Source organism: Bacillus cereus group sp. MYBK245-2 (assembly GCF_051916145.1).
Taxonomy (GTDB): Bacteria; Bacillota; Bacilli; order Bacillales; family Bacillaceae_G; genus Bacillus_A; species Bacillus_A pacificus.
Window position 1 is genome coordinate 141,356 of sequence record NZ_JBQAGB010000010.1, and the last position, 23,563, is coordinate 164,918.

Below are 23,563 nucleotides of genomic sequence, written 5' to 3' on the forward strand. Positions count from 1 at the left end.
TGAAATTCCATTTTAGGTAATGATATTGGCTCGAAAACGATTTATACGGAGGCGGTATAGTGAAAAAGATGACCCGAATCTTTGGGATAACAATAGTTACAGCAGTTGGTCTTGCTGCATGTGGACAAACGAACACGGATCATAAAAATCATGAATCGAAAGAAGAGAAGAAAACAGAGCAGAAGGAAATGAAAATGAATCAGGAGGTAACTGCACCGAAAGAAATGAATCAAGGTGCATCAAATGATTTATTAACGACAAGTTTAAAAAATGTAACGAGATTAAACACAAATGATCCTCTTCAAATGGCAGTATTAACTTCGCAGACGATATGGCCAGCAACACATAAAGAGAATCAGCCAGGCGCTGTTATTTTAGTACCAGTAAACGAGTGGCAATTAGGTATTGCAAGTGCAGACCTTATTCATCATCCGAATAACGGACCGATTTTATTTATAGAAAAAGAAAAGGTACCCGAGATGACGTTAAAAGAAATAAAACGGCTAAATCCGCTCGGAACGAAAGATGGAACACAAATTATGGTGATGGGGGATATAGGGGCAGCCGCACTGGAGCAATTAAAAGATTATAAAGTAAAGCAAATAAAGGAAACGGATCCAGCTATCTTTGCTAAAGATGTTGATAAAGAGTATGCGGATATAACAGGTAGTTATCCGCATAGTGTTATTATCGGTTCGTCTGAAGAAGAAGGGCGTTTATATACAACACCAGCTGTAAACTGGATTTCTCATATGCCAGAACCATTACTTTATACAGAAAAGAATAAAGTGCCAGAAGCGACGATAGAGGCATTAAAGATGCGAAAAGATAAAGCAAATATATATGTACTAGGACCAGAAAAAATCATTTCAAAAGAAGTAGAAAAAGAGTTAAGCAAATACGGGAAAGTAACGCGTATTAGTGGAGAGACTCCAGTAGAAAATTCTATTGCATTTGCAAAGTTTAAAGATGAAAAAACAAAATTTGGATGGGGGTTCACAAAACCAGGTCACGGTGTATCATTTGTTTCAAGCAAAACACCAGACTTAGCAGTTGCAGGAGCACCATTTTCACATATGGGTAAACATGCCCCCGTTATCTTATTAGAGGAAGGAAAAGCTTCACAACCAGTGTATGATTTCCTTGCTACTATTCAACCGAAGTTTAAAGATGACCCAACACTTGGCCCGTACAATCATGGATTCTTATTAGGCAGTACGAATGATATTTCATTTGAAACACAAGGTATATTGGATGAGAGGTTAGAGATTGTTCAGGAAAGTGGTCAAGGGCACGGTGGACATTAATAAAAGAAGCAAAGACGCTACTGAGGTAGCGTCTTTTTATTTAGGAAACTTTTACGTAGGACAAAATCTTCTACTCGTTATATAATCTGTCCTTAGATAAGGAGGGAATATATCGTAAGACACCGAAATTTGATAATTATAATCATTTTGTTACTTGAACCAATAGGAATTGTGATGAAGACTATTTTTGCATTGCGTTCCAAATATTGATTTGTCAAAAGTAATGAACTTTCTAAGAAAGGTGGTGAAAACAATGGTTAGAAAGAAAGCAGTGAAAGTATTACGTAAACAAAAGAAAAGAGAAGACATGCAACGTTTCACGCAGAAACAGAATATTGGACGAGCTTGCCTGACTGCAAAAGAATTTCGGTTACTTCAGCGCATGTCACATAGTTCAAAAGCATTGCGAAATGTTGGATTGTACACGATGAAACAAAGTTACTTGAATCATAACAAGATGGCTACTGTAAAAGAAGTGGACACTGCCATGCAAGCCGATATGAACTACTGGGGCATTCAATCAAACTCTGTTCAAGCGATTCGTAGAGCCTTATTTACAGAAGTGAAGAGCTTTTTTAAAGCAATGGAACAGTGGAAGAAAAAACCTGAAACCTTCGCAGGTCGTCCTAAGTTTCCGAATTATTCTTCTACAACTGACAAACGAATTATTGAAATCTATCAAGTTCCAAAAGTAGATGACAACGGGTATTGGATGATTCCGATGAGTGTTGCATTCAGAAAAAAGTTTGGTTCTATTCAAATACGTATGCCTAAAAATATAAGAAATAAAAAAATCTCCTACATTGAGATTGTACCGAAGCAAAAAGGTCGGTTCTTTGAGGTGCATTACACATATGAAATGCATGTTTCTCAAATGAAGAAAACACCCACGACCACAAGTATTGCTTTGAGTTGCGATTTAGGTGTAGATAGATTATTAAGTTGCGTAACCAATACAGGTGATGCATTTTTAATTGATGGAAAAAAATCAAAATCCATAAACCAATATTTCAACAAAATGGTATGTAATCTGCAACAAAAAAATATGGACAATGGAATTTCCAAACGTGTTGTAACGAACAAAATGGCAGCACTTTGGCATAAAAGGGAAAGACAAATAAATGGTTACATTTCACAAGCGGTAGGCCTGTTGTTCAAAAAAGTGAGAGAATTTGATATAGATACGATTGTTGTAGGGTATAACACGGGTTGGAAACAAAAATCTGATATAGGGAAAAAGAATAATCAAACATTTGTTCAAATCCCGTTTCATAAACTGATTGCAGCGATTGAGAATAAATGTATAAAAGAAGGTATACGATTTTTAAAACAAGAAGAAAGCTATACTTCAAAAGCTAGTTTTCTTGATAAAGATCCGGTTCCTGTTTTGTCTAAGGATGATAGGACGCATTATCGCTTTAGTGGCAAACGAATCACGCGTGGTCTGTATCGAAGTCAATCAGGAACATGTATTCACGCTGATATTAATGGTGCGCTGAATACATTGGAAAAATCAAAAGTTGTAGAATTGGATGACCACCTCAAAGTGAAAACACCGATTTTATTAGAAGTACAAAAACGTAAGGCTGTTGCTTCGCGCATAGCTTAGTGGGTGTGTCAACCATCCATGTGTACTCGACTTGTCGGGGCTTGTAGCACACGCCAGATTCATCTGAGTGGTGGCTTTTTCCGTAAGGAAGAACTGCTCTTTTTCGAAAGGGTGGTGCAAGTGGGAAAACAATCGTTCGTTGCCAGTACCAACCAAAAACATACTTGGGGTGTTACCGTATGGTGGCATGAATGCTGGAGCGTCAAACTGTCTAGCGATAGACGAAAAGACCTAGCGTTCGAACTCAAGCCCCCACTGAAATGCTTTATCTCAGTGGGGGTAGTTGACTTGCATTCAATATGGCAAAGATTCACGTGAAACATTTATATATTGAAAATAAGAAAATATACGAAATTCACGGCTAACTTTTCTTTGCATCTACGGCAGATTTTATAAAAATTTTTTCATTTGAGGAAGATGTAAAAGAAATTGAGTTGAATTTTTCTCACGCACACGTATGGGATGATTCAGCAGTGGCATCAATTGATAAAGTTATCATGAAGTATGAACAAAGTGGCGTGAAAGTAAGTATAACGGGATTAAATGAACGTAGTGCAAAACTTGTTACAAATTTAGCTACTTATAATAAAAGAATTGCTAGTTAGAAGCCTCCTTTTTAGGGGGCTTTATTATATAATACGAGTAGGATAACGAAAAGGGGATTCAGCATATGTATAAACAAATTATATTAGCATGTGACGGTTCTGAACATGCACTTCGAGCAGCGGAACATGCAACATATATTGCAAAATGTAGCGAAGAAACAAATGTTGAAGTAGTGTACGTTGTAGATAATAGAACGGCAAAGTCAGATATTATACAAGGTCAAACAGATTTAGAAACGATATCAGCTAGTCGAAAAGATAAATTAAAAGAGATTGAAGGTTTATTAAAGAAAGAGAACATTTCTTATAAAATTACGATATTACATGGCGATCCAGGAGATACGATTGTTCAATATGTGAATACAGGAGATATAGATCTTGTTATTGCTGGGAGTAGAGGGCTAAATACACTGCAAGAAATGGTGCTTGGTAGTGTCAGTCATAAAATAGCAAAGCGTGTGAAATGTCCGGTGATGATTATTAAATAAATTGAGTGAGATATTCTGTAGTGTAAGCAGGGCCTTGATATAATTCAAGGTCTTTTTTTGACGTATAAAAGGGGAGAGTGTGGACATAATAGATATAGATACATAAGTTTTGGAAAATATTAACTTACAAATTTGTAAGTTTGTTGTTAGGAAAATCGATGTTATGACAATTATTCCATTGGTAAAATAAAAATATCGAAGGGGAGAGAGGGAGGATGAAAAAGATGAAAGCACTTCAAAATTTATCATATAGCCAAGGTGTCAGTCTTATTTGTTTAGGGGGATTTGCTGCATCTGTTACGTTAGCTGTTGTAATAAAGATGATTCATCAAATCTTTTAATCTTAGAGTAGGGAAGGAATTGGTTGTTATAAATAGTAAGAAAAGGATTGTAAATAAAAAATAGCTCTTAGCAGTAAGTAAATGCTGAGAGCTATTTTTATGATTATTTTTCTACTTCTGGCTTCTCACTTGTTACAGTAACGTCTTTCCAATGTGAAGTTATTTGATTCACTTCAGCATTGACATCAAAATCTTTTACGCGCTTATTAACACCTGTTAAATCAAATGTGTAATGAATTGGAATCATCGGTGCTTCGTCATGAATTAATTTTTGCCATTTATCGTATACTTCTTTACGATATTTTTCATCAGTAGCTTTTTCTGATAATCCAGCATCTAATAACTTCGTATTTTCATCATTTACCCAGCGCTGATAGTTAAAACCAGCATTTTTACCCCATAGACCAGAAAGGTCAGGATCAGAACCAGTGTTCCAAGCACCAGAGAAAATATCAACCTTTGGATCATCTTTTTTAATCATTTCACGCATAGCATTAAATTCATGTAAGCGTCCATCAACAAGTTCTACTTTTAAGCCGATATCTTTCCAAGATTGGATATAGAATTTTGCAAGTGGTTCACTTGTTTCACTACCGTTACTAGCTAAGAAGTTAATTTTAAATTCATTACCTTTTGGATCTTCACGGAATCCGTCACCATTTTTATCTTTATAGCCAGCTTCATCTAATAGTTTTTTCGCTTTATCTACATCTAAGTTATATGCGCCAGCATTGTTATTATGGTACTTTGGCATAGATGGTGGAATTGGAGAGTTAGCTGGAACACGAAGTCCGTGATATACTTTTTCTCCTAATTTTTCTCTATCAATTGCATAAGCCATTGCTTGACGTAAACGAACATCTTTGAACTTATCGTTATCCATTACAGCTTCATTCTTTGCTTTGTCCATATGTCCAAATTTAAATCCGATATAAGTGTAAGCAAGCGCAGTTTTTCCTACTAGTTGTGTATTTTTTAATTTACTTACGTTTGGATATTGATCAGCAGTAATTGATGCAATATCAATATCACCTTTTTTCAGAGATGCACTAACAATAGATGGATTTACAACTTTTAATGTTACATTTTTTAGTTTAGGTTTGCCAGCCCAGTAATCATCGAAGCGCTCATACTCAACTGATTCACCAGGAACAATTTTCTTCACTTTAAATGGTCCGAATCCAATTGGGTTTTGACGGATCTTATCAGATTCAGCCAGTTTTTCAATTGGTACATCACCTAAATATTTTTTAGGTGTAGGATATGTCCAAATACCAGTTTTCAGTGAAGGGTTTACTTCTTTATAAGTAATTGAAATTGTTTTTGGGTCGACTACTTTAATACCAGAGATTTTGTCAGCTTTTCCAGCGTGATATTCTTCCATACCTTCAATCATTTGCATTTGTGTATCGTAACGGATACCTGTATATTTACTATTACCAATGATTAAGTAAGAATATTCTAAATCCTCAGCGGTTACAGGGTTACCATCGTGCCATTTTACATTATCTTTAATCTTAATAGTAATTGTTTTTTTATCTTCAGAAATTGTATACGTTGCAGCACCGTCATTTGTGATTTCCCAGTTTTTATCTGAAGCTAATAAACCTTCATCAAAGAAATCCATAATTTCTGAATCTGGAGCAACTTCATACAATACTCTACTTAAAACACCAGCGAAAGGTGAATTTGAAACGAGTCCATAAGTTAATGATCCGTCTTTAATTTCTTTACCATCATTTTTTACAGCAGCACTAAATTTATTTGTTTCTACTTTTTTCGTATTTGCCTTTTTGCTACCGCTATCAGCACCCCCACATGCAGATAGTAATAATGTTGAAGCAGCAAGTGTACTTAATACTTTGTACAATTTTGGTTTGTTCATAACTTCTCCACCCCTTAACCTTTTCTTTGTCTCGCATCAGCCGCACGTTTTAACGCTTGACCAATAAAATTTATACACAGCATCAACACTAAAATCATGATTGATGCGGGTAACCAAATCCACCATTTTTCTTGCAATACATCTGGGTTTGTTGCGTAACTTACAAGTGTACCAAGACTCGGTGTGCTTTCTGGTAGACCGAAGCCTAAGTAAGTCAAACTAGATTCAATCCCGATGTTACCAGCAAGATTTAATGTAATATTTACGATAATAATAGAGCTCAAATTAGGTAATATTTGCTGGAAGATAATTTTCCAATTTGGTGTTCCTAACGTTTTTGATGCAGATACGTAATCAAGTTCTTTCTCCGTTAATACTTTAGAGCGTATAAGCCTTGCTTTTCCGACCCATAAGAAAGCCGTCATTATGAGAATAAATGTAGTAATATTGAAAGTTGGAACGAGTGAGATAAATACGATAACAATCATTAAGAATGGTAAAATCATCATAAAGTCGATAAAACGCATGATGATGTTATCAACAACTCCCCCAAAATAGCCAGCAATTAGTCCCATCGTAAGACCGATAAGGGTTGATAAAAGAGTAATGGCTAAACCAACTGTAAAGGAATTACGTGTACCAATAATTAATTGTCCGAAAATATCACGGCCTCCATAATCAGTTCCTAGCCAATGTTCAGCAGAAGGAGGATCATAAATGGCGAACAGATCGACTCGAACGATATCTTCTTGTTTCATAATAAATGAAGTTGTATAAACGGCTATTAATATTAAAGCTAAAAAGAATAGGGAAAACATTGCTAGTTTATCTTTACGAAATTCGCGCCACATAATGGAGAAACCAGAAGGGCTCTTTTCGTAATGAATGACTTCAGTTTGTTTTTCAGGATTTGCTAACATAACGTTTCTTCACCTCCATTAATCAATACGAATACGTGGATCAACGATGCTTAGAATAATATCGGAAAGAAGAGTCCCGAGTAGCGTTGCGAATCCAGTAAATAATACAAGAGCAGTTACGACACTGAAATCACGTTGAGTAATAGATTGGAAAAATAGTTGTCCAATTCCTGGGTAGCCGAAAATATTTTCTAGAATAATAGAGCCACCAACTAAACCTGTAATTTCATATCCTAAAAATGCTGCAATTGGTAAAAATGAATTTCGTAAAATATGTCTGGAATATACTTTAGATTCTGGTACACCTTTTGCTTTTACTGTGCGTACAAAATCTTTATGTTTCGTATCAATAATTTCACTTCGTAAATATTGTACAGTTCCTACAGTGCCAATTAATGCCCCAGATAAAGCTGGTAAAATCATATGATTTAATTTACTTAAATAGTAATCAAATGATCCGGCTGCCACTTGTGGATCAACGCTACCACTTGTAGGGAAGATCGGGTATAAAAAGCCGAATAAGAATAACATTACTAATCCGAAAATAAATAGGGGTGTACCAAATCCTAAAAAGTTATAGAGTGTAATGAGTCGATCAGCCCACGTATCATTCCAACGCCCACTTATAACGCCAAGTGGAATGGCGATTAAATAAGTAAGAATAAGAATTAGAAGAGCTAACAGCACTGTATTACCAAGGCGTTCCCCAATAATATCTGTTACTTGTATTTTATGTGCGTAAGAAATGCCGAAATCTCCTTGTACGGCGTTTGAAATCCACCTTACATATTGTGTGGGAATAGGATCATTTAACCCAAGTTTCTCACGTTGTTCTTCAATTACTTTTGGATCGGCTTTTGGGTTTGCTAGTTCAGCGCCACTTAATGCATCACCTGGCATTGCTTTAGCAAGTGTAAAGACGAGTACGCTTAATACGAATAATTGCGGTATCATAACTAAAATCCGGCGTAATATAAATTTCCACATGTTTTATCACTCCCTTATGGTAATGCCACCCGGTGAGTTGGCGAGATTGGTTTTAAATCGTAAGCACGTCCATTTTCATTGAAATAATTTTCGTATGATTTTTCGTACTCAGTGCTTACTTCACGACGCAATTTACGCTGTTGTTCGCGGTTTTCCGGACGAATATCAGGAATAGCTGATATTAGGCGCTTCGTATAGATGTGCTGTGGGTTATTATAAATTTCAGCACTAGTTGCTTCTTCCACAATGCGTCCGCGATACATAACACCGATACGGTCACACATATGGCGAATTACACCTAAATCATGACTAATAAATAAGTATGTTAGTCCGAGTTCAGATTGTAAATCTTGTAAGAAGTTTAAAACTTGCGCTTGTACTGACACATCAAGTGCAGATACAGGTTCATCTGCGATAATAAGCTTCGGTTTTAGTGTAAGTGCGCGTGCAATACCAATCCGCTGTCTTTGTCCACCGGAAAATTCATGTGGGTATTTATAAATAGACTCTGGATTTAAGCCAACTTTATCAAGATAATCTTGAACAGCTCTACGCTCTTCATCAGGTGAGAGTTTCTCAAAATTCCGAAGTGGTTCAGCGATAATATCCATAACACGTTTCTTCGGGTTTAAGGATGAATAAGGATCTTGAAAAATCATCTGAATATCTTTTCGCTGTTCTCTTAGTTCTGAGCGACTTAATTTTGTTAAATCTCTATTATTAAAATGAATGCTACCGCCTGTTGCTTTTGTTAAGTGCATAATTGCTTTTCCAGTTGTTGATTTGCCGCTCCCAGATTCCCCAACGATTCCGTACGTTTCGCCAGGTTGTAGTTCGAAGCTTACGCCATCAACAGCACGAACGTAATCTAATGTACGACCGAAAACACCACCTTTAATTGGAAAGTGTACTTTTAAATCTTCTACTTTAAGCAGTGCCATGAGTTACGTCATCTCCTTTCTTATCTTGGAAGTTAAAATGTTTGTAGCAAGTGCAACGTACCCAATGGTCTGGTTTTACTTCATGTAAAACGGGATTTTCTTCATGTTGATCAGGTCTAATCCACGGAATTCGTGCTTGGAATCGACAACCTGTGCGAGGTAACTTAGCTAATGTCGGCACAACACCTTGAATAACATGTAATTTTTCCTTTTCAGCATACGCAGATGGAATAGAGTTTAATAGAGAACGAGTATATGGGTGAAGAGGGTTATTAAAAATTTCTTCAACTTTTCCTGTTTCTACAACTTGTCCAGCGTACATAACGACGATACGATCGGCTGTTTCTGCGACAACACTTAAATCGTGAGTAATTAAAATAATGCCCATTTTCGTTTGTTCTTGAATAGATTTTAGTAAGTCTAAAATTTGTGCTTGGATGGTTACGTCAAGAGCCGTTGTTGGCTCATCTGCAATAATAAGTGCTGGGTTACAAGCAATTGCAATTGCGATAACAATTCTTTGTCTCATTCCGCCAGATAATTCGTGTGGGTATTGTTTATATGTAAGTTCTGGTTTTGGAATACCAACTTGATGAAGTAGTTCTAAGGTACGTTCTTTCTTTTCAACTTTTGAAAGGCTTGTGTGGTAGTCTAAATTTTCTTCGATTTGTTTTCCAACTGTCATAAGAGGATCGAGTGCTGTAAGAGGTTCTTGGAAAATCATACCGATGTTTGATCCGCGTACTTTATTCATCTCTGCGGCTGACATCGTTAGTAAATCCTTATCTCTATAGTTAAGCTGCCCTTGTAATTTTGTATTTGCTTCATTATGCAGTCGCATAATGGAAAGGGCAAGTGCACTTTTTCCGCAACCTGATTCACCGACTATCGCGACAATTTCATTTTCATGGACTGTTAACGAAACATCATCAACTGCGGCATGATATTGATCTTGTATGCGAAAGGAAGTCTGTAAGTTTTCAATGCGAAGAAGTGGATTCTTCATGGCTATCCCTCCATCTTTCTGAAAAGACTAAATATTTTGTATGTTGTTGTTATTTTAATATAAATTGACAATGTTTGACAAGAGAAAGTTGAGAAAATATTCAAAAATCTTTTTATATAGAGATTGGATGCATGTATATAAGTAGTTGGAGTGTTTTGAAAACGCTAACATGTATAAGAAAGGGAAATAAATCTTTTGTAAGAAAAAAGTATTATATGTAGAAAAAAGAGAGATGTTCTGTAAAGAACAGTCTCTCTTTTTTTGGTAAGAATAATATTAGTGCTTAAGCTTGCTTTTGTTTTGGAGATCCTGTCTTTAAAGTAAGAGCAAGGAAGAACATTGCAAGTACACAAGATGCAAGTAACAAGATGAATCCGCCATCCCATCCAAATGCATCGACGATAAAGCCCATAGCAGCACTAGCGAAAGCTGCTCCGCCTAAGTAACCGAAGAAGCCAGTTAAGCCCGCTGCAGTTCCAGCAGCTTTCTTTGGTGCTAAGTCAAGAGCGTGTAGACCAATTAACATAACCGGTCCGTAAATTAAAAATCCAATTGCAACAAGTGCGATACTATCAACCATTGGATTACCAGGAGGGTTTAGCCAGTAAACAAGAACGGCGATAAATACACCAACCATAAATAAAATACCAGCAGGTGCGCGGCGTCCTTTGAATAGTTTATCACTCATCCAGCCGCAAAGAAGTGTACCTGGAATACCAGCCCATTCATATAGAGCGTAAGCTGTACGTGAACTACTATGAGTAAAGCTTTTTTCTTCTACTAAATAAGTAGGAGCCCAGTCTACAACACCGTAACGTACGAAATATACGAAAACGTTCGCAATCGCGATGTACCATAAAAATTTATTGTTTAGTACGTATGTAAATAAAATTTCTTTTACCGAAAGTTCGCGTTCGCGATCTTGTACTTTTTCATCTGGTGGATATTCTCCAGTATGTTCTTCAATAGAAGGTAATCCACAAGATTGAGGTGTATCTCTCATCGTAATTAATACATAAATACCAACTAAAATTGAAAGAATACCTGGGAAGTAAAAAATACTTTTCCAGTCATTTGCAAAGAAATATAACCCTAATGTTACAAGGGAAGGCATAAGTGCGCCACCGACATTATGAGCGACGTTCCAAATAGACATTTTTGTACCACGTTCACTAATAGAGAACCAGTGAACCATTGTACGACCACAAGGAGGCCATCCCATCCCTTGTACCCATCCATTTAAAAACTGAAGTACAAACATAAGTATAATGCTCGTTGTAATGAAAGAAAATGAGCCGAAAACAATATTAATGATACCTGATAAAAATAGCCCAGCTGCTAAAAAGTAGCGAGGATTACAACGATCGGATACGATACCCATAAGAAATTTACTTAATCCGTAAGCGATAGAAACTGCTGAAAGGATAACCCCAAGCTCCCCTTTACTAAAGCCTTGTTCAATTAAGTATGGCATTGCTAGTGAAAAGTTTTTTCGAACAAAGTAATAACCTGCATAGCCGATGAAGATACCTAAAAATACTTGTAAACGTAATTTACGGTATTCACTATCAACGCGATCAGCTGGTAAGCGTTCCACGTGGGGCGCAGGTTTAAAGAATTGTGTGAAAAACATAAAATGAAAATCCTCCCCAATTTAATTCGAAGTGTTGTAAGTCAGAGAGAATATAAAAAGGCCATGAAATATAAAAAAGTTTCCTTTTTTATGATTCATAGCCGTGTACTCCGATTCTCCGTGACTGTCAATATTAACTTCGACGAAAATTATACAACTTTGTGACAAAAATGTAAACGTTTTTATAAATAAAAAGTGTTGACGGATTTTGTTCGCGGTATTAATATTTAAATACATTAAATATTTTGGTGCTTAAATAAGAGGTGGATAACATGCCAAATGATATGACGCATATCGATAAAATTCAAGCTCTTGCTTTTTCGATTGGAAAGAAAATGCAGACAGAGTTATTAGAACAAATGCAAGCAACAGGACTTACACCACCGCAGTTTTATATTTTAAAGATTTTAGATCATTATGGAGCTTCAAGGGCGACAAAATTAGCGAAAAAAATGTATGTAAAGCCTAGTGCAATTACAGTGATGATCGATCGCTTAATTGACCAAGAGCTTGTCGAGCGTTATCACGATAAAGATGACCGTCGTGTTGTCGTCATTGAGTTAACAAAAAAGGGGAAAGCTAGGGTAGAAGAGGCGATGACTGCTCGTAATGAGCACATTGCAAAATATTTCTCACATTTAGAGTTGCAAGAAAGAGAAGATTTGTTACGCCTTTTTGAGAAGTTAGAAACTATTATTTGCGGGACACAAGAGGAAAAAGAGAAAAAATAAGAGGAATTGAGGAGATTACATGGAGCAACAAGACAATATAAATAGAAAGTTGTTGTTAGTCGGTTTAGTAATTGCGATGCTATTTGCTGCCTTAGATGGAACAATCGTTGGTACAGCAATGCCACGTATCGTTGGTGAACTAGGCGGATTAAGCTTAATGACGTGGTTAACAACAGCTTATATGTTAACATCAACAACAGTTGTACCAATTGCAGGTAAATTAGCGGATTTGCTTGGTCGTCGTAACGTATATATAACAGGGTTAGTTATCTTTATGGTTGGCTCAGCATTATGTGGTATGGCAAATGGTATGACAGAATTAATTATTTTCCGTGGTATTCAAGGTCTTGGCGGCGGTATTATGATGCCGATGGCTATGATTATTATCGGAGATATGTTCACGGGGAAAGAACGTGCGAAATGGCAAGGTATTTTTGGTGCGTTATACGGTCTTGCTTCTGTAATTGGACCACAAGTGGGTGGTTGGATTGTAGATGCAGTGAACTGGAGATGGGTATTCTACATTAACTTGCCAGTTGGTATTTTAGCAACAATCTTTATTGCAATGGGATTAAAATCACATAAACAAACAGGACCAATTAAAATTGATATTGCTGGGATCTTTACGATGATTCTCGGTGTTGTCAGTTTATTACTGGCATTAACGTTTGGTGGAAAAGATTACGCATGGGATTCTTGGCAAATTATCGGGTTATTTGCATTAGCTTTAATTGGTATCGTTAGCTTTGTTATTGTTGAAACGAAAGCAGAAGAACCAATTTTACCGATGCATTTCTTTAAAAATCGTACATTTACATTACTAAATGCGATTGGATTTTTTATGAGTATTGGAATGTTCGGTGCGATTATGTTCGTACCATTCTTCATGCAAGGAATTGTAGGAGTAAGTGCAGCTGAATCAGGAACAATTATGACGCCAATGATGATTACAATGATTGTGATGAGTATTATTGGCGGGCAACTTGTATTAAAAGTTGGTGTAAAACCACAAATTATTACAGGAATGCTTATAATGGCTGGAGGATTCTGGTTATTAACAACGATGGATATGCACACAACTAAATTGACTGCTACTTCTTATATGATGGTTATCGGTTTAGGAATGGGTCTTGTAATGCCGACATTAACATTAGCGTTACAAGAAAGCTTCCCGAAAAAAGATCTTGGTGTCGTAACATCATCAAGTCAGTTCTTCCGTCAAATCGGCGGAACATTTGGTATTACAATTTTAGGATCAATCATGAATAACACTTCAGGTACAACATTAACAAAGAATTTAGTACCTGTATTAGATACATTCCCGAAAGAAGCGGGACAAATGGTAACGAAATTTAAAGATATGATTCATACAGATCCACAAGGTTTATATTCAATGTTATTTAGTCCAGAGGCATTAAAACAAATGCCAGAAGCGTTCGCTAACAGCATTGTACCGATTTTGAAAAACTCTTTAGTAGACTCACTTCATACTGTATTCTTAACAGGATTAGTATTTATCGTAGTAGGCGCTATCTTTACGATTTTCTTACAGAAGATTAAACTGTCAGATCGTAAAAAAGATGCTAAAGAGCCAGCTACAGAAGAAAAAGAACAAACTATATCATATTCGTAATGAAAAAGCATCGCCTTATGGCGGTGCTTTTTTGAGTATAACCTTAAAAGCTTTTTCGTGAGAAATGATTGACGTATTTCTAGAAATACGTTATATTATTTTCTGTAAACGGTTACATGAAATGGAGAGGGAAAAGAATGAGTACGATTAAAGACGTTGCGAAATTAGCGGGAGTATCTGTTGCGACCGTTTCCAGAGTGTTAAATAAAAATGGATATGTTCATGAAGATACATTAAAGAAAGTAGAACGAGCGATTGAGATGCTAGATTATAAACCTAGTACAGTAGCACGCTCACTGTATAATAAAAAATCTCGTTTAATTGGCTTAGTTGTTCCAAATATCGTGAATCCATTCTTTCCAGAAGTTGCACGTGCCGTAGAAGATGTAGCTCATAAGCAGGGATATACGGTTGTACTTTGTAACTCTGATGAAAATTTAGAGAAAGAAAAGCAATATATTGATGTACTTAGGCAAAATAATGTGGACGGATTTATTGTAGCAACAAATCCACAAAATAGTGTTAATTACATGAATTTGTCAGTACCAGTCGTTGCAATTGACCGTATGTTTAATGAGCGTATACCTGCTGTGTATGCAGATAACTATGCGGGAAGTCAGGCAGCGACAAAGCTATTAATAGATAAAGGCTGTAAACATATTGCGCATATTCGTGGACCGCGTGACGTAAGCACAGCGAATGAACGTTTTGAAGGCTTTGTAGACGTTATTACACAAAATAATCTTTCTTATATGATTGCAGAGAGTACATTTGATCCAGCTAATAGTGAGCGTGTAGCAGTGGAACTATTAGAAGAATATCCGCATATTGATGGTATTGTTGCTGGGAATGATTTAATTGCAATAGGTATCGTCAAGGCTGCGCTTCAAAAGGGGATTTCTATTCCGGATGATTTACAAATTATCGGATTCGATGGAATTTCTTTAACAGAGATGATGTATCCATCTATTACAACTGTTGCACAGCCAATTTACGAAATGGGGAAAATTGCAACAGAACTACTGTTAGATCAGATGGAAGGAAACGTATTAGAAGAGAAACATTATCGTTTACCGATTGAAATTATAGAACGAAATACAACGAAGTAAGGAGATGAAATAGATGCCAAATATTGCAGTAGTAGGTAGTATTTCAATGGACTTAGTGGCCGTTTCAAAAAAACGTCCGAAAGCAGGGGAAACAGTAATTGGTGAAGCATTTCATACAATTCCAGGAGGGAAAGGAGCTAACCAGGCGGTTGCTGCAGCGAGATTAGGCGCAAATGTAGCGATGGTTGGAGCGGTAGGAGACGATAATTATGGAACTGTAGTTAGAAAAAATTTAGAGAACGAACGCGTTTTTATCGACTATGTGGTACCGGTTACAGATACGGCGACAGGAATTGCTCATATCGTTTTAGCAGAAGAGGATAACAGTATTGTTGTCGTGCAAGGAGCGAATGCTCTTGTCAATGAGTCGGTTGTAAATCGTTCAAAAGATCTTCTTACAAAAGCAGATATGGTTGTGCTTCAACTAGAGATTCCACTTGAAACAGTAAAATATGTATTGGCTATTTGTGAGGAACACAAAATCCCGGTTATGTTAAACCCAGCGCCAGCACAAGTGTTATCAGAAGATATTTTAGAAAAGGCAACTTATATTACGCCAAATGAACATGAGTGCCGCATTGTATTAGATGATTTCACATCACCAATTGAAGAGTTACTGGCTAAATATCCAAACAAACTATTGATGACAGAAGGTTCTAACGGTGTACGTTTCCATAATGGTACGGAGATTGTACATGTTCCTAGCATTGCTGTTGATGTAGTAGATACGACTGGAGCTGGTGATACATTTAATGGTGCATTAGCAGTTGCGCTTTCTGAAGGAGAAACACTTCAAAAAGCAATTCGTTTTGCGAATATTGCTGGTGGTCTTTCTGTAACGAAACTTGGGGCGCAAGGCGGTATGCCAACGAGAGATAAAGTACGTGAAGTGCAGGTGATTGTCGGATGAAAAAGCACGGCGTATTAAACAGTGAGATTGCATCAATCCTTGCTTCACTTGGGCATACGGATACGATTGTAATTGCTGATTGCGGTTTACCAATTCCTGATGGAGTAAAAAGAATTGATTTAGCTGTTGAAATTGGAAAACCTAGCTTTTTAGATGTATTGCAAGTGGTAGCGGATGATATGGCAATTGAAAAAGTGACGTTAGCAGAAGAGGTTATTAACAATAATGCGGAAATAAATAAAGAGATTGAGCTGAAATTAGTAGAGCCAGCGCTTGAATATGTATCTCATGAACAATTTAAAGAGCATACGAAAAAAGCGAAAGCTATTATTCGTACAGGCGAGGCTACGCCTTATGCCAATGTAATTTTACATGCAGGCGTGATTTTTTAATAAAGGGAAGTGATGGGAATGCGTATTGAAATGAAAAATATTTCAAAGGCGTTCAATGGCAATCCTGTTTTGAAGAATGCACAATTTATGATTGAAACAGGAGAAGTCCATGCATTGATGGGGGAAAATGGAGCGGGTAAATCAACGCTCATGAAGATTTTAACAGGTGTATACAAAAAAGATGGTGGAACAATCACGATTGATGGGCAAGAGCACACCTTTAAAAATGCGAAAGAAGCTGAAGAGTACGGTATTGCATTTATACATCAAGAATTGAACATATTATCGAATTTAACAGTAGCTGAAAATATGTTTCTCGGTAAAGAGTTAATGTATGGAAAGACAGGGATTTTGCGTACACGTCAAATGAATGCGATTGCGCAGCAGCAACTAGCGGAACTAGGGTTACATGTAAAAGGCGCTATGTTGGCAGGAGAGTTATCGGTTGGACAACAGCAAATTATCGAAATTGCGAAAGCATTAATGACAAACGCGAGCGTTATTATTATGGATGAGCCTACAGCGGCATTAACAGATCGTGAAATTGAAACGTTGTTTACTGTCATTAATAAATTACGTAAAGAAGGCGTTTCGTTCGTGTATATCTCACACCGAATGGAAGAAATTTTTTCAATATGTGATACCATTACGATTTTACGTGATGGGGAATACGTCGGAAAGAGATCCATTCCGGAAACATCGTTTGATGAAGTAGTGAGTATGATGGTGGGGCGCAGCATTGGTGAACGTTACCCAGAACGGAATAGTCAAGTTGGCGATGTTATTTTTGAAATCCGTAATGGAACGAAAAAAGGGAAGTTTGAAAATGTTTCGTTTCAAGTGAGAAAAGGTGAAATCCTTGGTGTAGCTGGCTTGATGGGAGCTGGCCGTACGGATATTATGAAAGCGATATTTGGATACGAGCCTTTAGATTCTGGCCAAATTTTTATAAATGGGCAAGAAGTAAAGATTGATAGTCCGATAGATGCGATTAGACAAAGAATCGCATTCATTACAGAGGATAGAAAATCTGAAGGGTTAGTGCTAGATTTCTCAATTCGAGAAAATTTAGCTTTACCAAATTTAGAAAGTCTTTCAAAGGGAAGTGTTCTAAGCGACGAACTAGAACAACAGTTTACAGCGGACATGATGAAACTTCTTAATGTGAAAGCATCTAGTGGAGAACAAGCGGTGAAATCTCTTTCTGGTGGAAATCAGCAAAAAGTTGTTATTGCAAAATGGTTAGGTATCCACCCGCAGTTACTCATTTTAGATGAGCCAACAAGGGGTGTTGATGTTGGAGCAAAAAAAGAAATTTACTCTATTATGAATAAGCTTACCGAGCAAGGAGATGCCGTTATTATGGTATCATCTGAGCTTCCAGAAGTTTTAGGGATGAGTGATCGCGTTCTTGTTATTCATGAAGGAAAAGTCGGCGGCATTTTAGAGAAAGATGAGGCATCACAAGAGTCTATTATGGCACTAGCTACAGGGGGAGAGTAAGGATGGCTAAGAAGGGGAATGTATTACAACAACTTGGGTCTTTAATTGGACTAGCGCTAATTATTGTAGTAATTACGGCTTTAAATCCAGCGTTTATTGAAATTCCAAATTTATTTAATATACTGCGTCAAGTATCGATTAATGCGCTTATTGCATTCGGAATGACCTTTGTAATTTTAACAGGGGGTATTGACTTATCGGTAGGTTCTATTTTAGCATTATCAAGTGCACTTGTTGCTGGAATGATGGCAAGTGGCATGGACCCGTTCCTTGCGATGGCAGTTGGATTATTAGCTGGTCTTGTAATGGGAATTGTAAACGGTATCATCATAGCGAAGGGAAAAGTAGCTCCATTTATTGCGACTTTAGCAACAATGACTATTTTTCGCGGGTTGACGCTTGTTTATATGGACGGACGTCCGATCACTGGACTTGGTGATCATTTAATGTTCCAAATGTTTGGTCGCGGTTATTTTCTCGGTATTCCGGTACCAGCTGTTACAATGATGATCGCTTTTGCAGTACTGTACTTCATTTTGAAGAAAACGACATTTGGTCGCCGTACATTTGCAATTGGTGGAAATGAAGAAGCAGCAGCACTATCAGGTATTAATGTTACGAGAATTAAAGTAATGATTTATGGTCTTTCCGGAATTTTGGCAGCGCTTGCAGGTATTGTCTTAACATCACGATTAGATTCTGCACAGCCGACTGCAGGTACTTCTTACGAATTAGATGCAATTGCAGCAGTTGTATTAGGTGGAACTAGTCTTTCTGGGGGAAGAGGATGGATTGTTGGTACATTCATCGGTGTACTTATTATCGGTGTACTAAATAACGGTTTAAATTTATTAGGTGTATCTTCTTTCTTCCAACAAGTTGTAAAAGGACTTGTAATCTTACTAGCTGTATTAATTGATCGCCGAAAAGAAGCGTAATGGAGGGACAGTTCATGAAGAAATGGTTACTTATACTCGTTGCATGTATTATGGTCATTACTGCTGGTTGTTCAATGGAACCACCAGAATGGGCAAAGGATTCTAGCGATAAAGGTCGAAATAAAACTATTAAAGTTGGATTCTCTGTTTCAACTTTAAACAATCCATTTTTTGTAACTTTGAAAAAGGGTGCAGAAAAGAAAGCGAAAGATAGCGGCATTGAATTGATTGCTGTTGATGCGCAAAATGATGCAGCAAAGCAAACGAACGATGTTGAAGATTTAATTCAAAAAGGTGTCGATGTAGTTGTTATTAATCCAACCGATTCAGATGCTGTTGCTTCAGCAGTAAGTGCGGCAAATGCAGCGAACGTTCCTGTTATTACAGTAGACCGCGTTGCAAATTCAGGTAAGGTTGTTTCTCACATTGCATCTAATAACATCGAAGGTGGTCAAATGGCTAGTGATTACATTCGTGAATTGGTCGGCGAAGGAGCAAACGTTGCTGAGTTAGAAGGAATCCCTGGATCCTCTGCTGCTCGTGAACGTGGGAAAGGATTCCATAACGTAGCCGATAAGTCTTTAAAAGTAGTTGCTAAACAAGCGGCTGATTTTGATAGAGCGAAAGGATTATCTGTTATGGAAAACATTTTGCAAGCAAATGGTGATATTAAAGCCGTGTTTGCTCATAACGACGAGATGGCATTAGGTGCACTTGAAGCATTGAAGTCTGCTGGAAAAACAGATGTAGTAGTTGTTGGATTTGATGCAACAGAAGATGCTGTGAAAGCGGTTAACGATGGGCGTATGGCTGCAACAGTTGCTCAAAAACCGGAATTAATCGGAGAGAAGGCGATGCAAACAGCAAAAGAGATCACACAAGGTAAAAAAGTGGACAAATCTATTCCGATTGAATTAGAGCTTATTAAGAAAAATAAATAAATATAAAATGAAAATTAGGAAGGAAGAATAACAAATGAAATTCTTTATTGATACAGCAAACATTAACGAAATTAAAGAGGCAAATGAATTAGGCGTATTAGCTGGAGTAACGACAAATCCATCACTTGTAGCAAAAGAAGGCGTAGATTTCCACGAGCGCATTCGTGAAATTTGCAACGTCGTAGAAGGACCTGTAAGTGCAGAAGTAATTAGTTTAGAAGCAGATAAAATGATCGAAGAAGGAAAAGAGTTAGCGAAAATTGCTCCAAACGTTGTTGTAAAAGTTCCAATGACAACAGAAGGTTTAAAAGCAGTAAAAGCGTTCTCTGACTTAGGAATTCGTACAAACGTTACATTAGTGTTCTCAGCAGTTCAAGCATTACTTGCAGCTCGTGCTGGTGCAACATACGTTTCACCATTCTTAGGTCGCTTAGATGATATCGGTCATAACGGTATGGACTTAATTCGCCAAATCGCAGAAATCTTTGCAATTCACGGTATCGAAACAGAAATTATCGCAGCATCTGTACGTCACAGTGTTCACGTAACTGACGCAGCATTAAATGGTGCACATATTGCAACAATCCCAGCAAACGTAATTGCTTCATTAGTGAAGCACCCATTAACAGATCAAGGAATTGAGAAATTCTTAGCTGATTGGGAAAAAACACAAGAGAAATAATAGAAAATCAAGAATCCTAGTTTAATTGACTAGGATTCTTTTTTTATTTAAAAGAATTTTCATGCAATTTTGCATATTGTCTTTTAAATTTTTTATATAAGCTATTTAATATATATCAAATCACTTTTTATGTTTCATATTTCGACATAAAACGGTAGAAGTTCTGACCAGAAAACTGGAGGGCATGATTCTATAACAGAAAGCTTAACGTTTATAGAATTATGCCTTTTTATCCCGCATTAACGGTCAGTAAGACTCCCACCTCAAAATTCAGCTGGGGCAAAGAAGTTAGGTGGGAAATCAACTGCCCGTAAATGCCCGATTGGTTCAACTAATAATCAGTGGGGATGAACAAACTCCCCACTGATTAAAGTTTCACTTTATATAGGGAGGGCAGTAAACAGGGATTTCGACAAAAATGCACTTATTTATCTGAATTTTAAGTTTTATAAAAGGAGAGAAATAGAATGAGAAGAAAAGCGCCATTTAAAGTGTTATCGTCATTAGCAATTGCGGCAATTATCGGATGTACATCTGTCATGAGTGCTCCATTAGCATACGCAGAAACGCCAGCAAAAGAGAAAGAAAATGTATCTACAACACCAATTGATTACAACTTAATTCAAGAAGATCGTTTAGCGGAAGCGTTGAAAGAAAGAGGAACAATTAATCCAGCATCTTCTAAGGAAGAGACGAAAAAAGCTGTAGAGAAATATATTGAAAAGAAACAAGGGGATCAGGCAAATAAAGAAATTTTCCCAGCCGATACTGCTAAAGAGGCATCTGATTTCGTGAAAAAAGTAAAAGAGAAAAAAATGGAAGAAAAGGAGAAAGTAAAGAAACCTGAAAAAAATGTTAGCCCTGAGCAAAAGCCTGAACCAAATAAAAAACAATTGAATGGGCAAGTTCCAACATCTAAAGCAAAGCAAGCGCCGTATAAGGGATCTGTTCGAACAGATAAGGTATTAGTATTACTCGTTGAATTTAGTGATTATAAACATAATAATATTGATCAAACGCCAGGGTATATGTATTCGAAGGACTTTAGTAGAGAGCATTATCAAAAGATGTTATTTGGTAATGAACCATACACGTTATTTGATGGTTCGAAAGTAAAAACATTTAAACAATATTACGAAGAGCAGTCTGGTGGTAGTTATACGACAGATGGATATGTAACGGAGTGGCTAACTGTTCCAGGAAAAGCATCTGACTACGGTGCGGATGGTAGTAGTGGTCACGATAATAAAGGACCAAAAGGCGCACGTGATTTAGTGAAAGAAGCTTTACATGCAGCTGCTGAGAAAGGGTTAGATTTATCTCAATTTGATCAGTTTGATAGATATGATACAAATGGTGATGGGAATCAAAATGAGCCTGACGGTGTAATTGATCATTTAATGGTAATCCATGCAGGTGTTGGTCAAGAAGCTGGTGGTGGTAAATTAGGCGATGATGCCATTTGGTCACATCGTTCAAAATTAGCAATAGATCCAGTAGCAATTGAAGGGACAAAATCAAAGGTAGATTACTTTGGTGGCAAAGTAGCAGCACATGATTACACAATTGAACCAGAAGATGGAGCAGTAGGTGTATTTGCGCATGAATTTGGACATGACCTTGGCTTACCAGATGAATACGATACGAAATATACTGGAACTGGTTCACCTGTCGAAGCTTGGTCACTCATGAGTGGGGGAAGTTGGACAGGGAAAATTGCAGGAACAGAGCCAACTAGTTTCTCACCACAAAATAAAGATTTCTTACAAAAGAATATGGGTGGCAACTGGGCAAAAATTTTGGAAGTAGATTACGATAACATTAAGCGTGGTGTAGGAGTTCCTACATATATCGATCAAAGTGTTACAAAATCAAATCGTCCAGGCGTTGTACGTGTTAACTTACCAGGTAAAAGTGTCGAAACGATTAAGCCGGAGTTTGGAAAGCATGCATATTACAGTACAAGAGGAGATGATATGCATACAACACTAGAAACACCATTCTTTGATTTAACAAAAGGAACAAATGCAAAATTCGATTATAAAGCAAATTATGAGTTAGAAGCAGAGTGCGATTTTGTCGAAGTACATGCAGTAACAGAAGATGGAACGAAAACATTAATTGATAGACTTGGAGAAAAAGTAGTCCAAGGAGATAAAGATACAACAGATGGGAAATGGATAGATAAATCATATGATTTAAGTCAATTTAAAGGAAAAAAAGTGAAACTGCAATTCGATTATATTACAGATCCAGCTGTAACATATAAAGGTTTCGCGATGGATAATGTAAATGTAACTGTTGATGGACAAGTAGTATTTTCTGATGATGCAGAAGGAACACCTAACATGCAGTTAAATGGATTCGTTGTTTCTGATGGAACAGAGAAAAAAGCTCATTATTACTACTTAGAGTGGAGAAACTATGCAGGATCAGATAATGGATTAAAAGCAGGAAAAGGTCCAGTGTATAATACAGGTCTTGTCGTTTGGTACGCAGATGATAGCTTTAAAGATAACTGGGTTGGGGAGCATCCAGGTGAAGGCTTTCTTGGTGTTGTAGATTCGCATCCAGAGGCACTTGTTGGCAATTTAAACGGAAAACCAACTTACGGTAATACAGGTATGCAAATTGCAGACGCAGCATTTTCATTTGATCAAACACCAGCATGGAGTGTAAATTCATTAACACGTGGACAGTTTAACTATTCTGGATTACAAGGTGTTACAACTTTTGATGATTCAAAAGTATATAGTAATAAACAAATTGCAGACGCAGGAAGAAAAGTTCCGAATCTTGGACTTAAATTCCAAGTTGTTGGACAGGCAGAGGATAAATCAGCAGGTGCTGTTTGGATTAAACGTTAATAACAGAAAAGCACATTCTTCATATGAGGAATGTGCTTTTGAATTTGTACAGTAAGTTATTATTTTAGCTTATGTAATACAAGTGTCTGTTTATATGTAGTGTATCAAATTATGTAGGGAAAGGAAATATTTCCG

At 37.0% G+C, this 23,563-nt stretch carries 20 protein-coding genes and 1 pseudogene; 15 read left to right on the top strand and 6 right to left on the bottom strand.

Annotation, left to right across the window (positions count from 1 at the left end; all coding sequences use genetic code 11):
* The first annotated feature begins 59 nt into the window (after positions 1–59).
* The 5 genes and pseudogenes from ACTFRN_RS17605 (at position 60) to ACTFRN_RS17625 (ending at position 4,350) form a co-directional block, all read left to right on the top strand.
* Positions 60–1,307: a cell wall-binding repeat-containing protein gene (locus tag ACTFRN_RS17605; RefSeq protein WP_014893316.1), complete on the top strand. Its 1,248-nt coding sequence runs from the start codon at positions 60–62 to the stop codon at positions 1,305–1,307.
* Positions 1,308–1,560: 253 nt separating this feature from the next.
* A complete protein-coding gene (locus ACTFRN_RS17610) occupies positions 1,561–2,916 on the top strand; it encodes an RNA-guided endonuclease TnpB family protein (RefSeq protein WP_440038329.1) in 1,356 nt (451 codons plus the stop codon).
* Between the two features lie 290 nt (positions 2,917–3,206).
* Positions 3,207–3,521, top strand: a pseudogene (locus tag ACTFRN_RS17615) (STAS domain-containing protein); the annotation flags it as partial.
* Between the two features lie 65 nt (positions 3,522–3,586).
* Positions 3,587–4,009, top strand: coding sequence for a universal stress protein (locus ACTFRN_RS17620; RefSeq protein ID WP_000277996.1), 423 nt, complete (start codon positions 3,587–3,589; stop codon positions 4,007–4,009).
* Between the two features lie 215 nt (positions 4,010–4,224).
* On the top strand, positions 4,225–4,350 hold the full coding sequence (locus tag ACTFRN_RS17625) for a DUF4027 family protein (RefSeq protein WP_000738301.1): 126 nt from the start codon (positions 4,225–4,227) through the stop codon (positions 4,348–4,350).
* A gap of 103 nt (positions 4,351–4,453) precedes the next feature.
* Here ACTFRN_RS17625 and opp4A read toward each other — a convergent pair whose 3' ends face one another.
* From opp4A to glpT, 6 genes are all read right to left on the bottom strand, one after another.
* A complete protein-coding gene (gene opp4A / locus ACTFRN_RS17630; RefSeq protein WP_049112125.1) occupies positions 4,454–6,235 on the bottom strand; it encodes an oligopeptide ABC transporter substrate-binding protein in 1,782 nt (593 codons plus the stop codon).
* Between the two features lie 14 nt (positions 6,236–6,249).
* Complete coding sequence (locus ACTFRN_RS17635) at positions 6,250–7,155, bottom strand: ABC transporter permease (protein ID WP_000880733.1); 906 nt, start codon at positions 7,153–7,155, stop codon at positions 6,250–6,252.
* Positions 7,156–7,173: 18 nt separating this feature from the next.
* Positions 7,174–8,142: an oligopeptide ABC transporter permease gene (gene opp4B, locus ACTFRN_RS17640; protein WP_000265445.1), complete on the bottom strand. Its 969-nt coding sequence runs from the start codon at positions 8,140–8,142 to the stop codon at positions 7,174–7,176.
* Positions 8,143–8,156: 14 nt separating this feature from the next.
* The gene (locus ACTFRN_RS17645; protein WP_001196380.1) at positions 8,157–9,083 is read right to left on the bottom strand and encodes an ABC transporter ATP-binding protein; all 927 of its coding nucleotides are present in this window, start codon (positions 9,081–9,083) and stop codon (positions 8,157–8,159) included.
* Positions 9,070–10,089 (bottom strand): ABC transporter ATP-binding protein, encoded by a 1,020-nt coding sequence (locus ACTFRN_RS17650; RefSeq protein WP_000795378.1) that lies wholly within the window; start codon positions 10,087–10,089, stop codon positions 9,070–9,072. The genes ACTFRN_RS17645 and ACTFRN_RS17650 overlap by 14 nt, the downstream gene beginning before the upstream one ends.
* A gap of 283 nt (positions 10,090–10,372) precedes the next feature.
* A complete protein-coding gene (glpT, locus tag ACTFRN_RS17655) occupies positions 10,373–11,722 on the bottom strand; it encodes a glycerol-3-phosphate transporter (protein ID WP_000466377.1) in 1,350 nt (449 codons plus the stop codon).
* Positions 11,723–11,994: 272 nt separating this feature from the next.
* Here glpT and ACTFRN_RS17660 point away from each other — a divergent pair, with 272 nt between their 5' ends.
* From ACTFRN_RS17660 to inhA2, 10 genes are all read left to right on the top strand, one after another.
* On the top strand, positions 11,995–12,453 hold the full coding sequence (locus ACTFRN_RS17660; RefSeq protein WP_001132363.1) for a MarR family winged helix-turn-helix transcriptional regulator: 459 nt from the start codon (positions 11,995–11,997) through the stop codon (positions 12,451–12,453).
* A 19-nt stretch (positions 12,454–12,472) separates the two neighbouring features.
* Positions 12,473–14,086, top strand: coding sequence for an MDR family MFS transporter (locus ACTFRN_RS17665; protein WP_000437625.1), 1,614 nt, complete (start codon positions 12,473–12,475; stop codon positions 14,084–14,086).
* 137 nt (positions 14,087–14,223) lie between these two features.
* Positions 14,224–15,195, top strand: a complete 972-nt coding sequence (rbsR, locus tag ACTFRN_RS17670; RefSeq protein ID WP_000104021.1) for a ribose operon transcriptional repressor RbsR — start codon at positions 14,224–14,226, stop codon at positions 15,193–15,195.
* A gap of 13 nt (positions 15,196–15,208) precedes the next feature.
* Complete coding sequence (gene rbsK, locus ACTFRN_RS17675; protein ID WP_001132856.1) at positions 15,209–16,105, top strand: ribokinase; 897 nt, start codon at positions 15,209–15,211, stop codon at positions 16,103–16,105.
* Entirely contained in the window at positions 16,102–16,497 is a 396-nt protein-coding gene (rbsD, locus tag ACTFRN_RS17680) for a D-ribose pyranase (protein WP_000716156.1), read from the top strand. Before rbsK ends, rbsD begins: the two co-directional genes overlap by 4 nt.
* A gap of 18 nt (positions 16,498–16,515) precedes the next feature.
* Complete coding sequence (gene rbsA, locus ACTFRN_RS17685; RefSeq protein ID WP_074568119.1) at positions 16,516–18,000, top strand: ribose ABC transporter ATP-binding protein RbsA; 1,485 nt, start codon at positions 16,516–16,518, stop codon at positions 17,998–18,000.
* Positions 18,001–18,002: 2 nt separating this feature from the next.
* Positions 18,003–18,938, top strand: a complete 936-nt coding sequence (locus ACTFRN_RS17690; protein ID WP_001074633.1) for an ABC transporter permease subunit — start codon at positions 18,003–18,005, stop codon at positions 18,936–18,938.
* Positions 18,939–18,952: 14 nt separating this feature from the next.
* Positions 18,953–19,879 carry a ribose ABC transporter substrate-binding protein RbsB gene (gene rbsB / locus ACTFRN_RS17695; protein WP_000758975.1) on the top strand — a complete coding sequence of 309 codons (927 nt, stop codon included), beginning with the start codon at positions 18,953–18,955 and terminating at the stop codon, positions 19,877–19,879.
* Between the two features lie 34 nt (positions 19,880–19,913).
* Positions 19,914–20,561, top strand: a complete 648-nt coding sequence (gene fsa / locus ACTFRN_RS17700; protein ID WP_000667670.1) for a fructose-6-phosphate aldolase — start codon at positions 19,914–19,916, stop codon at positions 20,559–20,561.
* Positions 20,562–21,028: 467 nt separating this feature from the next.
* Positions 21,029–23,428 (top strand): M6 family metalloprotease immune inhibitor InhA2, encoded by a 2,400-nt coding sequence (gene inhA2, locus ACTFRN_RS17705; protein WP_001252971.1) that lies wholly within the window; start codon positions 21,029–21,031, stop codon positions 23,426–23,428.
* Positions 23,429–23,563: the final 135 nt, after the last annotated feature.

Coding starts and splice junctions, on each gene's coding strand:
- ACTFRN_RS17645 (WP_001196380.1), bottom strand. CDS start 9,083: ATGGCACTGCTTAAAGTAGAAGATTTAAAAGTACACTTTCCAATTAAA.
- rbsK (WP_001132856.1), top strand. CDS start 15,209: ATGCCAAATATTGCAGTAGTAGGTAGTATTTCAATGGACTTAGTGGCC.
- glpT (WP_000466377.1), bottom strand. CDS start 11,722: ATGTTTTTCACACAATTCTTTAAACCTGCGCCCCACGTGGAACGCTTA.
- ACTFRN_RS17625 (WP_000738301.1), top strand. CDS start 4,225: ATGAAAAAGATGAAAGCACTTCAAAATTTATCATATAGCCAAGGTGTC.
- ACTFRN_RS17620 (WP_000277996.1), top strand. CDS start 3,587: ATGTATAAACAAATTATATTAGCATGTGACGGTTCTGAACATGCACTT.
- opp4B (WP_000265445.1), bottom strand. CDS start 8,142: ATGTGGAAATTTATATTACGCCGGATTTTAGTTATGATACCGCAATTA.
- rbsA (WP_074568119.1), top strand. CDS start 16,516: ATGCGTATTGAAATGAAAAATATTTCAAAGGCGTTCAATGGCAATCCT.
- inhA2 (WP_001252971.1), top strand. CDS start 21,029: ATGAGAAGAAAAGCGCCATTTAAAGTGTTATCGTCATTAGCAATTGCG.
- ACTFRN_RS17610 (WP_440038329.1), top strand. CDS start 1,561: ATGGTTAGAAAGAAAGCAGTGAAAGTATTACGTAAACAAAAGAAAAGA.
- rbsD (WP_000716156.1), top strand. CDS start 16,102: ATGAAAAAGCACGGCGTATTAAACAGTGAGATTGCATCAATCCTTGCT.
- rbsB (WP_000758975.1), top strand. CDS start 18,953: ATGAAGAAATGGTTACTTATACTCGTTGCATGTATTATGGTCATTACT.
- ACTFRN_RS17660 (WP_001132363.1), top strand. CDS start 11,995: ATGCCAAATGATATGACGCATATCGATAAAATTCAAGCTCTTGCTTTT.
- fsa (WP_000667670.1), top strand. CDS start 19,914: ATGAAATTCTTTATTGATACAGCAAACATTAACGAAATTAAAGAGGCA.
- ACTFRN_RS17690 (WP_001074633.1), top strand. CDS start 18,003: ATGGCTAAGAAGGGGAATGTATTACAACAACTTGGGTCTTTAATTGGA.
- ACTFRN_RS17635 (WP_000880733.1), bottom strand. CDS start 7,155: ATGTTAGCAAATCCTGAAAAACAAACTGAAGTCATTCATTACGAAAAG.
- ACTFRN_RS17665 (WP_000437625.1), top strand. CDS start 12,473: ATGGAGCAACAAGACAATATAAATAGAAAGTTGTTGTTAGTCGGTTTA.
- ACTFRN_RS17650 (WP_000795378.1), bottom strand. CDS start 10,089: ATGAAGAATCCACTTCTTCGCATTGAAAACTTACAGACTTCCTTTCGC.
- rbsR (WP_000104021.1), top strand. CDS start 14,224: ATGAGTACGATTAAAGACGTTGCGAAATTAGCGGGAGTATCTGTTGCG.
- opp4A (WP_049112125.1), bottom strand. CDS start 6,235: ATGAACAAACCAAAATTGTACAAAGTATTAAGTACACTTGCTGCTTCA.